We start from the raw sequence: 13,616 nt of genomic DNA, 5'->3' as shown, positions 1-13,616 counted from the left end.
ACCTTCAACGCGTTACTTCTTTACCGCCAGCCACTGATCGATAATGCTCTGATACTCACCGGTCGCTTTGGCCAGGTGCAGCCACTGATCCACATACAGCTTCCAGCTCAGATCATCACGCGGCAACATATAGGCCTTCTCGCCGTATTGCAGCGGTTTGTCCGGATTTACCGCGCACAGTTTCGGGTAGCGCTTTTGCTGATACAGCGCTTCGGAAGCGTCGGTGATCATCACATCGGCTTTCTTGTCCACTAACTGCTGAAAAATACCCACGTTATCATGGGTCAACGTCAGCTTGGCGTTAGGCAGGTAAGCATGTACGAACGCTTCGTTGGTGCCGCCCGCCGGCTCCAACAGGCGTACAGATGCCTTGTTGATCTGCTCGACCGTCCGGTATTTCTTCACGTCGGTGCAGCGCACCAGCGGGATTTTACCGTCGGTATCCAGCTTATCGGCGAAGAACACCTGTTTTTGCCGCTGTAGCGTGACGGAAATGCCGCCCATGGCGATGTCGCACTTGCCGGCGACAAAGTCCGGCGTCAGGGTTTTCCAACTGGTTTTCACCCATTTCACTTTGGCGCCGAGGCTCTTGGCCAGCGATTCCGCCATGGCGATATCAATGCCTTCGTAGCTGCCGTCTTCCTTCAAAAAGGTGTAGGGCTTGTAATCGCCGGTGGTGCACACTTCCAGCGTGCCCTGTTGTGTCACCTTATCCAGATGGGATTGGGCGCTGGCGCTCCCGGCGGCGACCAGCAGTGCGAGAGGTAATAGCTTTTTCATCTGTTTCCCTTGCTTATACGTTATTGGATTCAGCAATGGCGCCCGGCGCGGCGGCGTTCTTTTTCTTCAGCAGATAGCTTACCGCCAGCACCAACAGCCAAACCGGAATCAACCATACCGAAATCCGGATGCCTGGCGTCATAAACATAATGACCAAAATCCCGGCTAAAAACAGCAGACAAATCAGATTGGTGAACGGGTAGCCCAAACTTTGGAAACGCGTTTGCTGCCCGGCCAGCCGCTTGGCGCGCCGAAACTTCAGGTGGGTAATGCAGATCATTGCCCAGTTGATCACCAATGCGGACACCACCAACGCCATCAGCAATTCAAACGCCTTGCCCGGCATCAGGTAATTGAGCAGCACGCACAATGCGGTTACCAGCGCCGACACGCTCAGCGCCGCCAGCGGAATACCGCGCCGGTTGATCTTCAGCAGTGCGCGCGGCGCGTTGCCCTGTTTTGCCAGCCCAAACAGCATGCGGCTGTTGCAGTACACGCAGCTGTTGTACACCGACAGCGCGGCGGACAGCACCACCATGTTCAGCAGCGTCGCTACCAGATTACTGTCCAGCGCATGGAAGATCAGGACGAACGGGCTGCCGCCTTCCACCACCTTCTGCCACGGATACAGTGACAGCAGCACCGCCAGGGCGCCGACATAAAACAGCAAAATACGGTAAATCACCTGATTGGTGGCCTGCGGGATACTTTTCTCCGGGTTATCCGCTTCGGCGGCGGTAATGCCGACCAGCTCCAGGCCACCGAACGAGAACATGATCACCGCCATTGCCATCACCAGGCCGCTGATGCCGTTAGGGAAGAAACCGCCGTATTGCCACAGGTTGGTCACGCTGGCGTCCGGTCCGCCGTGCCCGCTGGCCAACAGCCAGGCGCCAAATACGATCATGCTGATGATCGCCGCCACTTTGATGATGGAAAACCAGAACTCCATCTCGCCGTACACTTTGACGCTGGTCAGGTTGATGGCATTGATCGCCACAAAGAATACCGCTGCGGAGACCCAGGTCGGAATTTCCGGCCACCAGTACTGCACGTAAATGCCTACGGCGGTCAGCTCTGCCATGCTTACCAACACGTACAGCACCCAATAGTTCCAGCCGGACATAAAGCCGGCAAAACCGCTCCAGTATTTATTGGCAAAGTGGCTGAAGGAACCGGCCACCGGTTCCTCCACCACCATTTCGCCCAGTTGGCGCATGATAAAGAAGGCGATAACCCCGGCGATGGCGTAACCGAGCAGCACCGAGGGGCCGGCCATCTTTATGGTCTGGGCGATGCCGAGAAACAGGCCGGTGCCGATGGCGCCGCCGAGAGCGATCAGCTGGATGTGACGGTTTTTTAACCCTCTTTTCAACTGGTTTTCTGACTGATGATTGTCCATCTGTGTTCCCCAAAAAGGTAAATGCGTGTCGTTGGGGATTTAGCAACTATCGGGCCAGCGGGTAAGGGTTATGGGAGCGTTTCACTAATAACTTGCTGAAAACGTTATTTAATTATTTTTCTCTTTGGCTCACGAACCGTGCATTAAACCGTGTTTATTGCGGCATTCAAGGCGTTTTAACCTTATTTCCCGCACGTAATGCTCGCATTGGGTGCTCGCGATGACCGGAAATGGGCCGGAGTGGTGCAATGAAACTGTGAGGCGTCGCCGGGGAATCAAAACGGGGGGATTACAGGGGCAAAAAAACTGATAGTCTGTAACGTCAACATTTCTTAACGGGTTTACAGGTGGCTATGTACAACATTGACGATTTTGATATGAAAATCCTGACGCTGTTACAGGCCAATGGCCGTCTGACCAATCAGGAATTGAGCGAGTTGGTGGGGTTGTCCGCTTCTCAGTGCTCGCGGCGGCGCATCAGCCTGGAACAGGCTCAGTTGATCCGCGGTTACCATGCGCGGTTGGCACCGGAGGCCGTTGGGTTGGGGATGGTGGGGTTAATCGAAGTGAGCCTGACCAACCATGCTCAGGAGCATGTAGACAGCTTTCATCAGATGCTGGAAGAGGTTGACGCTATTCTCGACGCCTATAAAACCACCGGCGACGCTGACTATCTGTTAAAGGTAGCGGTGGCCGATCTGGCAGCGTTGAGCGACTTTATCAGCAAAACCCTGTCGATGCACAAGAGCGTAGCGCACGTGAAAACCGCGGTGGTACTGAATAGGCTGAAAGAAAACGGGTTGCTGCCGGTCGCGCGCTGATCGGACATTGTCGCATCCATTTAATGAACCATTTAGGGGCGACTTGCACCATTAATGGGCATTTAATGCGATAAGTGCTCGGTAATTTTGCATTGAATGCATGGTATTTGCAGTTATTTTGATTTTTATGCGTGTTTTGTGCGTTTTTTATTTTAAATAAAAACAGCGGCTTATTGTGGATAAATGCCGAACATCCTGCGGAATCGCATGATGACGGCTTTTTTTCTGATCTTATGGTGTGGCTTTTGCATTATTCAGCGTACAAACCCGGTTCACCGGGTGGTGACGGCAACCTACTTTGAGTAATAACACCATGGATAACTGCATCAGCCCTGAAGACAATATTTCCCATACTCTGCTGGAAGACATACTGGCGATCCTGATCGGCACGTTGATGGTGTCGTTCGGCGTGATCCTGTTGCGGCAGGCCGGCGCGCTGACCGGCGGCACCGCCGGATTGGCTTTTTTAATCAACTACCTGACACCGCTGTCGTTTGGCGTAGCGTTCTTTTTGCTTAACCTGCCGTTCTATTATCTGGCGATCCGCCGTATGGGGTGGGCGTTCACCGTCAAAACCTTCTGCTCGGTGGCGCTGGTGTCGATATTTTCCGATTTGCATCCCTATTTCATCCACTTTGATCGCCTGCAGCCTTTTTATGCAACGGTGTTCGGTAGCATGATCATGGGATTAGGGTTTATTGTGTTATTTCGCCATAAGGCCAGCCTGGGCGGCGTCAATATTCTCGCGCTGTATCTGCAGGATAAATACGGTTTGCGCGCCGGCAAGTTGCAAATGGCGGTCGATATTTCTATCGTGTTAGCCTCACTGTTTGTGGTGAATATTTCCCTGCTAATTGCGTCTATATTAGGTGCAATGGTGCTGAATCTGATTATCGCGATGAACCATCGCCCTGGTCGTTACAGCGTTTGAATCTGTACCCTGTGAATAACCCAATCTAGGAGAACGACCCCGTGTTCCAGAACGTTGATGCCTATGCAGGCGATCCTATCTTGTCGCTGATGGAAAAATTCAAAAAAGACACACGTGCGCACAAGGTTAACCTGAGTATCGGCCTTTACTATGACGAGCGGGGCATTATCCCGCAGATGAAGGCGGTTGCCGCAGCGGAAGCGCAGTTGAACAGCGTGGATCAGGGCGCGTCGGTGTACCTGCCGATGGAAGGCCTGCTGCCTTACCGTACCGCCATTCAGCATCTGCTGTTCGGTGCCGAACATCCGATGCTGCAGCAGGGGCGCATCGCTACCATTCAGACCGTAGGCGGTTCCGGCGCGCTGAAAGTGGGGGCCGACTTCCTGAAAAGCTACTTCCCGGATTCGCAGGTGTGGGTCAGCGATCCTACCTGGGAAAACCATATTGCCATCTTCGGCGGGGCCGGTTTCAAAGTGAACACCTATCCGTACTTTGATGGCGAAAGCCTGGGCGTGAACTTCGACGCGATGCTGAGCGCGTTGAAACAGCTGCCGAAACACAGCATCGCGCTACTGCATCCGTGCTGCCACAACCCGACAGGCTCTGACCTGACCCATGCCCAGTGGGATGAAGTGGTCAAGGTGATTGCCGAGCGTGAGCTGATCCCGTTCCTCGATATCGCCTATCAGGGTTTTGGCGGCGGTATCACCGAAGATGCCTACGCTATCCGCACTATTGCCGCCGCCGGCCTGCCGTGCCTGGTGAGTAACTCGTTCTCGAAAATCTTCTCGCTGTATGGCGAACGCGTCGGCGGCCTGTCGGTGGTGTGCGAAAGCGAAGAAGCCGCCGGGCGCGTGCTGGGGCAATTGAAGGCCACCGTACGCCGCAACTACTCCAGCCCGCCGAACTTCGGTGCGCAGGTGGTGGCGAAGGTGCTGAACGATACGCAGTTGAAAGCCCAGTGGCTGGCGGAAGTGGAAAGCATGCGCACCCGTATCCTTGAGATGCGCAAAACGCTGGTAGAGGCGCTGAAAATCGCGTTGCCGCAGCGTAACTTCGATTACCTGCTGCAGCAGCGCGGCATGTTCAGCTACACCGGTTTCAGCGCGGCGCAGGTTGATCGCCTGCGTGAAGAGTTCGGCGTGTACCTGATCCACAGCGGGCGCGTTTGCATGGCCGGCCTGAACCACAACAACGTGCATCAGGTGGCCGAGGCGTTTGCCGCGGTGCAGTAAAAACTGTTAGGGTAAAGTTGCGTTAGCAAAGGAGCGATAGCGATATCGCTCCTTTTTTGTTGTCGGTTTGCCGCCAAAGTTGCCGCAAACCGGATAGAGAATATACTGATTGAGGGGCGCTCACTCATGTGGCATCAGCAAACGCTTATCCTCAGCGCAAAAGCGCGTGGTTTTCATCTGGTTACCGAAGAGATTACTGACCAGTTAACTCACTTACACCGCCTGCAAACTGGCCTGCTGCATCTGTTGTTGCAGCATACCTCGGCCTCGCTGACGCTCAACGAGAACTGTGATCCCACGGTGCGAGCCGACATGGAGCAGCATTTCCTGCGTCAGGTACCCGAGAACGCACCCTATCAGCATGACTACGAAGGGCTGGACGACATGCCGGCACACATCAAATCCTCGCTGCTGGGCGCATCTTTAACGCTGCCTGTGAGTCACGGGCGGCTGATGTTGGGCACATGGCAGGGGATTTGGCTGGGGGAGCACCGCATCCACGGCGGTTCACGCCGTATTGTGGCCACTTTACAGGGGGAGTAACCCAATGAATAACACAGCACTGCTGGAATACTGCATGGCGAAGCCGGGCGCGGAACAAAGCGACCAGAACCAGTGGCAGGCCAGCCAGATCAAGGTCGGCGACGTGATGTTCGCCATGGTGTGCGAGGTACAGGGCCGGCCGGCCCTGGCGGTGAAATCAAGCCCGGAGTTGGCGGAAAGCCTGCGCGAACATCACCCCGAGATCGTCGCCTGCGACGGCATGAACAAGGCGCACTGGAATACGGTGTTTCTCGACGGCAACTTGCCGAACTCGCAATTTTATACCCTGATCGACAGTTCATATCAGTTGGTGCTGGAAGGGTTACCCGACCACGTGCGGCAGGAACTGCGCGCTTAATCGGCAGGGCAGGCGTGGCTGCCTGCCTTTTCCGCTCCTTCATCTCCTTTTTTCTCTTGAAATTGTGATCGCGATTCGAGAATGGGAACGTTCCCGTTTGATTGCGCACCAGGAAAGGCTAGGCTTTTAATCAATGAGCCGCGAGACCAAAGGATGCCGTGAGATGGCCATGAGTGAAGAAAAACGCAAGATGATTGCCGGCGAATTGTACGATGCCGGTGACGAGCTGCTGCGCAGCGAACGCAAGCGCGCGCGCCAACTGGTGCATCATTACAATCATTCATCCCCAGACGAGGGCGACCTGCGTAAACAGTGGCTGGCGGAACTGCTGGGCCAGTATCAAGGGGGAACCATCGAACCGACGTTCCGCTGCGATTACGGTTATAACATCTACCTGGGGAAGAATTTTTACGCCAATTTTGACTGTGTCATCCTGGACGTGTGCGAAGTGCATATTGGCGATAACTGCCTGTTGGCGCCGGGGGTACATATTTATACCGCTACCCATCCGCTGGATGCGCAAACCCGCGTCGGCGGTGCGGAGTTCGGCAAACCGGTAAGCATTGGCAATAACGTGTGGATTGGCGGCCGGGCGGTCATTAATCCCGGCGTCACTCTGGGGGATAACGTGGTGGTGGCGTCCGGGGCGGTAGTCACCAAGGACGTGCCGGCCAACTGCGTGGTCGGCGGCAATCCGGCGCGGGTGATTAAACAGCTATGACAAAAAACGGGCGCCGCAGTGGGCGCCCGTCGCATTACGCTCGCAGAGAGTTGATATCCACCACGAAACGGTATTTCACGTCGCTTTTCAGCATGCGCTCATAGGCTTCGTTGATTTGCTGCATCGGGATCAGTTCGATATCCGAGGTAATACCGTGCTGGCCGCAGAAATCCAGCATCTCCTGGGTTTCTGCAATGCCACCGATCAGCGAACCGGCGAGGCGGCGGCGTTTCATGATCAGGTTAAACACCTGCGGCGACGGGTGATCGTGTTCCGGTGCACCCACCAGCGTCAAGGTGCCATCACGCCGCAGCAGGTTGAGGAACGGGTTCAGATCGTGCTGAGCCGCCACCGTGTTGAGAATAAAATCGAAGCTGTTGACGTGCTGCGCCATTTCTTCCGGGTTGCGCGAGATCACCACTTCATGAGCGCCGAGGCGTTTGGCGTCTTCAACTTTGGAGGCCGACGTGGTGAACAGCACCACATGAGCGCCCATGGCTCGCGCCAGCTTGACCCCCATATGCCCCAGGCCGCCGAGGCCGACGATACCGACCTTCTTGCCTGGCCCGGCGCCCCATTGGCGCAGCGGCGAATAGGTGGTGATACCGGCGCAAAGCAGCGGCGCAACGCCCGCCGGATCGAGATTTGCCGGCACCCGCAGCACAAAGTCCTGATCCACCACCATAGCGGTCGAGTAGCCGCCGTAGGTGATGGCGCCGGTTTGCCGATCCTGGCCGTTGTAGGTGCCGGTAAAGCCGTTTTCACAGTATTGCTCCAGCCCTTCGTCACAGCTCGGGCAGCTGCGACAGGAATCGACCATGCAGCCGACGCCGACAAGATCGCCAACCTGATGGCGGGATACGTGGTTGCCGACGGCGGTCACGCGGCCAACAATTTCATGGCCGGGCACCACCGGGAAAATCGAGTTGTTCCATTCGTTGCGCACCTGGTGCAGATCAGAATGGCAGACGCCACAGAACAGAACTTCGATTTGCACGTCGTGGTCGCGCAGGGCGCGCGGTGTGTAATCGAAAGGAACGAGCGCTGACTTCGCGTCATGCGCGGCATAAGCATGCGTAATGTTCATGGTAACTCCAGTCATCAGTGAATGGGGGAGGATGTTTTCCGGCAGCAGGGTACCGGTGAGACGCGGCCCAGGTCATACGGGCGGCGCAGAGGGAACATTGATGATAAAAGCTGCGAGCAGGGAGGGAAATGCCTGAAAATGTCTAAATCTTGCCTGTTTCTCTTTAATTTTTGCGGGCGGATGAAAGGGCGGGCCGCAAACGGCCCGCCGGCAAGAAAGGTTATTTCTTCATTTTCAGTAACGGCTTGAGGAAGCGGGCGGTATGCGAAGCTTCGCAGTTGGCCACGGTTTCCGGCGTGCCGGAGACCAGGATTTCACCGCCGCCGCTGCCGCCTTCCGGCCCCAGGTCGACAATCCAGTCCGCCGTTTTAATCACGTCCAGGTTGTGCTCAATCACCACGATGGTATTGCCCTGATCGCGCAACTGATGCAGCACCGCCAGCAGTTGCTGGATATCGGCGAAGTGCAGACCGGTGGTCGGCTCATCAAGGATATACAGCGTCTGGCCGGTACCGCGTTTAGACAGTTCGCGCGCCAGCTTGACGCGTTGCGCCTCACCGCCGGACAGCGTGGTCGCCGACTGGCCGAGGCGAATGTAGGACAGACCGACGTCCATCAGCGTTTGCAGCTTGCGCGCCAACGCCGGCACCACGTCGAAGAAATCGCGCGCTTCTTCGATGGTCATCTCCAGCACTTCGTGGATGCTCTTGCCCTTGTACTTCACTTCCAGCGTTTCACGGTTATAGCGCTTGCCTTTGCACTGGTCGCAAGGCACGTAGATATCCGGCAGGAAGTGCATTTCCACCTTGATCACGCCGTCGCCCTGACAGGCCTCACAGCGCCCGCCCTTGACGTTAAAGCTGAAACGGCCCGGGTTATAGCCGCGGCTGCGCGACTCCGGCACGCCGGCGAACAGTTCGCGCACCGGGGTGAAGATGCCGGTGTAGGTGGCCGGGTTGGAGCGCGGAGTACGGCCGATCGGGCTCTGATCGATGTCGATCACTTTGTCGAAATGTTCGAGGCCGGTCACTTCGCGGAACGGCGCCGGTTCGGCAATGGTGGCGCCGTTGAGCTGGCGTTGGGCGATCGGGAACAGCGTGTCGTTGATCAACGTGGATTTGCCGGATCCGGAGACCCCGGTGATGCAGGTAAACAGCCCCACCGGCAGCGTCAGCGTCACGTCTTTCAGGTTGTTGCCGCGTGCGCCGCTCAGCTTCAGCACCTTGGTCGGATCGGCCGGTACGCGCTGCTCAGGGATGGCAATTTCGCGTTTGCCGCTGAGGAACTGGCCGGTCAGCGATTCGGGCTGCGCCATGATGTCTTCGACGGTGCCTTCTGCCACCACCTGGCCGCCGTGCACGCCGGCGCCGGGGCCGATGTCGATCACATGATCGGCGGCGCGGATGGCGTCTTCGTCATGTTCCACCACGATCACCGTGTTGCCCAGGTTACGCAGGTGGATCAGCGTTTCCAGCAGGCGTTCGTTGTCACGTTGGTGCAGGCCGATCGACGGCTCATCAAGAACGTACATTACGCCCACCAGGCCGGCGCCGATCTGGCTGGCCAGACGAATACGTTGTGCTTCACCGCCGGACAGGGTTTCCGCCGAGCGCGACAGCGACAGGTAGTTAAGCCCGACGTTCACCAGGAATTTCAGGCGGTCGCCAATCTCTTTCAGGACTTTTTCGGCGATCTGGGCGCGCTGGCCGCTGAGCTTCATGTTCTGGAAGAAGGTCATGGCGTGGCCGATGCTCAGATCGGAGATTTCCGGCAGCGTGGTGTCTTCGACAAATACGTTGCGCGCTTCTTCGCGCAGGCGAGTGCCGTGACAGGAGGCGCAAGGGCGGTTGCTGATAAACTTCGCCAGCTCTTCGCGCACCGCGCTGGATTCCGTCTCTTTATAACGGCGTTCCATGTTGTGCAGCACGCCTTCGAACGGGTGGCGGCGCACGGTGGTATCACCGCGATCGTTAATGTATTTGAACTCGATCGACTCTTTGCCGGAACCGCTGAGCACCGCTTTCTGCACGTTGGCGTCCAGAGAGTTGAACGGCGCTTCGACATCGAAGGCATAATGTTCCGACAGGGAACGCAGCATCTGGAAATAATAAAAGTTGCGGCGATCCCAACCGCGGATCGCACCGCCGGCCAGCGAAAGCTCGGGGTTCTGCACCACGCGTTCCGGATCGAAGAACTGCTGCACGCCCAGGCCGTCGCAGGTCGGGCAGGCACCGGCCGGGTTATTGAACGAGAACAGGCGCGGTTCCAGCTCGCGCATGCTGTAGCCGCAGATCGGGCAGGCGAAGTTGGCGGAGAACAGCAGCTCATCCGCTTTTTCGTCGTCCATGTCGGCCACTACCGCCGTGCCGCCGGACAGTTCCAGCGCGGTTTCGAACGATTCCGCCAGGCGCTGCGCCAGATCGTCACGCACCTTGAAGCGATCGACCACCACTTCAATGGTGTGTTTCTTCTGCAGTTCCAGCTTCGGCGGATCCGAGAGGTCACAGACTTCACCGTCGATGCGTGCGCGGATATAGCCCTGGGTCGCCAGGTTTTCCAGCGTTTTGGTGTGTTCGCCCTTGCGGTCTTTCACCACCGGCGCCAGCAGCATCAGGCGTTTGCCTTCCGGCTGGCTGAGTACGTTGTCCACCATCTGGCTGACGGTTTGCGCCGCCAGTGCGACATGGTGATCCGGGCAGCGCGGTTCGCCGACGCGGGCGAACAGCAGACGCAGGTAATCGTGGATCTCGGTGATGGTGCCGACCGTGGATCGCGGGTTATGCGAGGTGGACTTCTGTTCGATGGAAATCGCCGGCGACAGACCTTCAATATGGTCGACGTCCGGTTTTTCCATCAGCGAAAGAAACTGGCGTGCATAGGCGGAGAGCGATTCGACGTAGCGGCGCTGCCCTTCGGCATACAGCGTATCAAAAGCCAGCGAGGACTTGCCTGAACCGGACAAACCGGTGACGACGATCAGCTTGTCACGCGGGATAATCAGGTTGATGTTTTTGAGATTATGGGTTCGAGCACCACGAACTTCGATATTGTCCATTTACACTTCCCGTCTTGATGATACACCGTGCCTGTCTGGATTTAGTGCGGGTGATTTTGTAATCAAACGTGCAAAAAATCGGCACAGCCAGTACGAAACGCATAATTATGACACAAAAAAACCTGAATGAATATCCAGTATATGAATGCAACAAGGTCGCTCGAAAGGACAATTCTGGAATACAATACGCAGTTATCAACACGGGTGTCGTTTCAGGCTGAGCGTGTTAAACTTACTCGTTTATACTGTGTAAAAATCAATCATCAGGAGAGTTCTCATGGCCAGCAGAGGCGTAAACAAAGTAATTCTGGTCGGGAATCTGGGCCAAGACCCGGAAGTCCGTTACATGCCGAATGGCGGCGCAGTGGCCAACATTACCCTGGCGACCTCCGAAAGCTGGCGTGACAAAGCGACTGGCGAGCAGAAAGAAAAAACCGAGTGGCACCGCGTGGTGTTGTTCGGCAAGCTGGCTGAAGTGGCGGGCGAATATCTGCGTAAAGGTTCCCAGGTGTATATCGAAGGTGCCCTGCAGACCCGTAAATGGACCGATCAGGCTGGCGTAGAAAAATACACCACCGAAGTTGTGGTTAACGTTGGCGGCACCATGCAGATGCTGGGCGGCCGTCAAGGCGGCGGCGCACCTGCCGGCGGTGGTCAGGCTGCAGGCGGCCAGGGCGGTTGGGGCCAGCCTCAGCAACCGCAGGGCGGCAACCAGTTCAGCGGCGGCCAGCAGGCGCGCCCAGCGCAGAACAACGCGCCGGCGGCCAGCAGCAACGAACCGCCAATGGACTTCGACGACGATATTCCTTTCTGATATCAGGCTGTCTGAAGCCAATAAAAAAGCCCCTTGCGGGGCTTTTTGCTTTTCAGAACCCTTAAGCCGAGAAGCCGCCGTCGATGCTCAGACTGGCGCCGGTGATGTAGCCCGCTTGCGGGCCGGCCAGGTAGGCGACAAAGCTGGCGATCTCTTCATCTTTACCGTAGCGGCCGATGGCCATCAGCTGTTTCAATTGCTCGGCGAAATCGCCGTCGTCCGGGTTCATCTCGGTATCCACCGGGCCGGGCTGCACGTTGTTGACGGTGATGCCGCGCGGGCCGAGATCGCGCGCCATGCCCTTGGTCAGGCCGACCAGCGCGGATTTGCTCATCGCGTAAACTGCGGCGCCACCAAAGGGCACGCGCTCGGCGTTGGTGCTGCCGATGTGGATGATGCGGCCACCGTCGTTCATATGGCGTGCAGCTTCCTGGCTGGCAACAAAGACGCTGCGTACGTTCACCGCCAACATACGGTCCAGATCTTCCAGCGCCAGCTCTTCGGTGCTGCCCAACGTAAACACCCCGGCGTTGTTCACCAGAATATCCAGATTGCCGAAACTGTTCACCGCCTGGCGTACCGCTTGCTGTACTGCTGCGGCGTCGGCGCTGTCGGCTTTGATGGCGATAGCCTTGCCGCCGGCGGCGGTGATTTCACTCACCACGGCATCGGCCCGGTCGGCGGACGCTACGTAAGTGAATGCCACCGCGGCGCCATCCCGCGCCAGCCGTTTGACGATGGCGGCGCCGATACCGCGTGAGCCGCCCTGAACGAATGCGACTTTGCCTTGCAGAGAGAGGGTTGCTGACATGATGTTTCTCCAGAGTGGGTAAGGTTAAAAAATCTACCGGACCAGTATCCGAGAAACGCAACGCGGTCACTAGCCACAAAGCGCTATAATCAGCTTAAACCATTGGTTTGAAATCTACGGAGGAAAACCATGCTCGGCCATCTGGAATGTTTTGTCAGCAGCGCGGAAAACGGCAGTTTCTCCGCTGCCGGCCGCAAGCTGGGCATCAGCCCTGCGGCGGTGGGGAAAAATGTCACCAGGCTGGAGACGCTGGTAGGCGTACGGCTATTCCAGCGCAACACGCGCAAGCTGATCCTGACCGAAGAGGGGGAACGTTTTCTTCAGGAAGTGAGCGGCGGTTTGCAGTCGATCCAGTGTGCGCTGAAAAGGGTGAACAGCAGTGGCTCTGTCGCGGCAGGTACGCTAAAGGTCAGTATGGGCACTGCCTTCGGTCTGCATTTCGTGATGCCTCTGTTGCCGGCGTTTTTGTCTCGTTACCCGGCGATCGTGCCGGACTGGCATTTTGACAATCGCAAAGTCGATATGATTGGCGAACACTTCGACGCCGCAATCGGCGGTGGTATTGAACTGGCGCAGGGAATGATTGCGCGTGAACTGGCGCCGGCCCACGGGGTATTGGTGGCTTCGGCGGACTATCTGCGGCGCCATCCGCCGTTGGAGCAGCCGGAACAGCTGGTGAATCACAGGGGCATTTTTATCCGCTCGCCGCAAACCGGCCGTATTCGCAACTTGCCGTTACGCAATGCGGATAACGAGCAGCGGGCACCCTTGATGACCATTGCCATGACGGTGAATGAGCCGGCGGCGGCGGCGCACACAGCGGAAATGGGGCTGGGCATTGCGTTGATCGCCATGCCAAATGCCTTGCCTTATCTGGAAAGCGGCCGCCTGGTGCGGGTGTTGCCAGGCTGGTATGTCGATCGCGGCAGCGTTTATCTTTACTTCCCCACCACCAAATTTCTGCCGAGTAAAACCCGGGTGTTTGTCGACTACATTACCGAGCAATTTCGCCTGCAGAAGCTGGCGACGCGTTTTGACGCGCGCTGAAAACGAGAAAA

At 57.1% G+C, this 13,616-nt stretch carries 13 protein-coding genes; 8 read left to right on the top strand and 5 right to left on the bottom strand.

Annotation, left to right across the window (positions count from 1 at the left end; genetic code table 11):
- Nucleotides 1-12: 12 nt before the first annotated feature.
- Nucleotides 13-780 (bottom strand): transporter substrate-binding domain-containing protein, encoded by a 768-nt coding sequence (locus V2S86_RS19510; RefSeq protein WP_311994594.1) that lies wholly within the window; start codon nt 778-780, stop codon nt 13-15.
- A 13-nt stretch (nt 781-793) separates the two neighbouring features.
- Nucleotides 794-2,182: an amino acid permease gene (locus V2S86_RS19505; protein WP_330763764.1), complete on the bottom strand. Its 1,389-nt coding sequence runs from the start codon at nt 2,180-2,182 to the stop codon at nt 794-796.
- 353 nt (nt 2,183-2,535) lie between these two features.
- Here V2S86_RS19505 and V2S86_RS19500 point away from each other — a divergent pair, with 353 nt between their 5' ends.
- The 6 genes from V2S86_RS19500 (at nt 2,536) to maa (ending at nt 6,791) form a co-directional block, all read left to right on the top strand.
- The gene (locus V2S86_RS19500) at nt 2,536-3,003 is read left to right on the top strand and encodes an Lrp/AsnC family transcriptional regulator (RefSeq protein WP_330763763.1); all 468 of its coding nucleotides are present in this window, start codon (nt 2,536-2,538) and stop codon (nt 3,001-3,003) included.
- Nucleotides 3,004-3,316: 313 nt separating this feature from the next.
- On the top strand, nt 3,317-3,934 hold the full coding sequence (locus V2S86_RS19495; protein WP_330763806.1) for a YitT family protein: 618 nt from the start codon (nt 3,317-3,319) through the stop codon (nt 3,932-3,934).
- Between the two features lie 41 nt (nt 3,935-3,975).
- Nucleotides 3,976-5,169: an amino acid aminotransferase gene (locus V2S86_RS19490; protein WP_330763762.1), complete on the top strand. Its 1,194-nt coding sequence runs from the start codon at nt 3,976-3,978 to the stop codon at nt 5,167-5,169.
- Between the two features lie 126 nt (nt 5,170-5,295).
- Complete coding sequence (locus V2S86_RS19485; RefSeq protein WP_006317808.1) at nt 5,296-5,712, top strand: secondary thiamine-phosphate synthase enzyme YjbQ; 417 nt, start codon at nt 5,296-5,298, stop codon at nt 5,710-5,712.
- A gap of 4 nt (nt 5,713-5,716) precedes the next feature.
- Nucleotides 5,717-6,070: an MmcQ/YjbR family DNA-binding protein gene (locus V2S86_RS19480; RefSeq protein WP_311994597.1), complete on the top strand. Its 354-nt coding sequence runs from the start codon at nt 5,717-5,719 to the stop codon at nt 6,068-6,070.
- Between the two features lie 163 nt (nt 6,071-6,233).
- On the top strand, nt 6,234-6,791 hold the full coding sequence (gene maa / locus V2S86_RS19475; protein ID WP_330763761.1) for a maltose O-acetyltransferase: 558 nt from the start codon (nt 6,234-6,236) through the stop codon (nt 6,789-6,791).
- A gap of 34 nt (nt 6,792-6,825) precedes the next feature.
- Here maa and V2S86_RS19470 read toward each other — a convergent pair whose 3' ends face one another.
- Nucleotides 6,826-7,878 (bottom strand): NAD(P)-dependent alcohol dehydrogenase, encoded by a 1,053-nt coding sequence (locus V2S86_RS19470; protein WP_330763760.1) that lies wholly within the window; start codon nt 7,876-7,878, stop codon nt 6,826-6,828.
- 220 nt (nt 7,879-8,098) lie between these two features.
- Nucleotides 8,099-10,933 (bottom strand): excinuclease ABC subunit UvrA, encoded by a 2,835-nt coding sequence (uvrA, locus tag V2S86_RS19465; RefSeq protein ID WP_311994599.1) that lies wholly within the window; start codon nt 10,931-10,933, stop codon nt 8,099-8,101.
- A gap of 277 nt (nt 10,934-11,210) precedes the next feature.
- Between uvrA and ssb1 the strand changes: the two genes are divergently transcribed.
- Complete coding sequence (ssb1, locus tag V2S86_RS19460; RefSeq protein ID WP_006317814.1) at nt 11,211-11,747, top strand: single-stranded DNA-binding protein SSB1; 537 nt, start codon at nt 11,211-11,213, stop codon at nt 11,745-11,747.
- Nucleotides 11,748-11,808: 61 nt separating this feature from the next.
- Here the strand turns inward: ssb1 and V2S86_RS19455 are convergent, their stop codons facing one another.
- On the bottom strand, nt 11,809-12,558 hold the full coding sequence (locus tag V2S86_RS19455; RefSeq protein WP_037433713.1) for a 3-oxoacyl-ACP reductase family protein: 750 nt from the start codon (nt 12,556-12,558) through the stop codon (nt 11,809-11,811).
- A 129-nt stretch (nt 12,559-12,687) separates the two neighbouring features.
- On the opposite strand from V2S86_RS19455, the gene V2S86_RS19450 reads away from it, so the two are divergent.
- On the top strand, nt 12,688-13,605 hold the full coding sequence (locus V2S86_RS19450) for a LysR family transcriptional regulator (protein ID WP_330763759.1): 918 nt from the start codon (nt 12,688-12,690) through the stop codon (nt 13,603-13,605).
- Nucleotides 13,606-13,616 lie beyond the last annotated feature (11 nt).

The sequence above is a fragment of the Serratia sp. C2(1) genome (genome assembly GCF_036352655.1).
Lineage (GTDB): Bacteria > Pseudomonadota > Gammaproteobacteria > Enterobacterales > Enterobacteriaceae > Serratia > Serratia inhibens.
Note: the sequence above shows the minus strand (reverse complement) of the source record. Positions and strands in the feature narration are given on the sequence as shown.

What these genes read in the sequence shown, in the direction of transcription:
- V2S86_RS19510 (WP_311994594.1), bottom strand. Translation starts at nt 780, where the DNA reads ATGAAAAAGCTATTACCTCTCGCACTGCTGGTCGCCGCCGGGAGCGCC.
- V2S86_RS19505 (WP_330763764.1), bottom strand. Translation starts at nt 2,182, where the DNA reads ATGGACAATCATCAGTCAGAAAACCAGTTGAAAAGAGGGTTAAAAAAC.
- V2S86_RS19500 (WP_330763763.1), top strand. Translation starts at nt 2,536, where the DNA reads ATGTACAACATTGACGATTTTGATATGAAAATCCTGACGCTGTTACAG.
- V2S86_RS19495 (WP_330763806.1), top strand. Translation starts at nt 3,317, where the DNA reads ATGGATAACTGCATCAGCCCTGAAGACAATATTTCCCATACTCTGCTG.
- V2S86_RS19485 (WP_006317808.1), top strand. Translation starts at nt 5,296, where the DNA reads ATGTGGCATCAGCAAACGCTTATCCTCAGCGCAAAAGCGCGTGGTTTT.
- V2S86_RS19480 (WP_311994597.1), top strand. Translation starts at nt 5,717, where the DNA reads ATGAATAACACAGCACTGCTGGAATACTGCATGGCGAAGCCGGGCGCG.
- maa (WP_330763761.1), top strand. Translation starts at nt 6,234, where the DNA reads ATGGCCATGAGTGAAGAAAAACGCAAGATGATTGCCGGCGAATTGTAC.
- V2S86_RS19470 (WP_330763760.1), bottom strand. Translation starts at nt 7,878, where the DNA reads ATGAACATTACGCATGCTTATGCCGCGCATGACGCGAAGTCAGCGCTC.
- uvrA (WP_311994599.1), bottom strand. Translation starts at nt 10,933, where the DNA reads ATGGACAATATCGAAGTTCGTGGTGCTCGAACCCATAATCTCAAAAAC.
- ssb1 (WP_006317814.1), top strand. Translation starts at nt 11,211, where the DNA reads ATGGCCAGCAGAGGCGTAAACAAAGTAATTCTGGTCGGGAATCTGGGC.
- V2S86_RS19455 (WP_037433713.1), bottom strand. Translation starts at nt 12,558, where the DNA reads ATGTCAGCAACCCTCTCTCTGCAAGGCAAAGTCGCATTCGTTCAGGGC.
- V2S86_RS19450 (WP_330763759.1), top strand. Translation starts at nt 12,688, where the DNA reads ATGCTCGGCCATCTGGAATGTTTTGTCAGCAGCGCGGAAAACGGCAGT.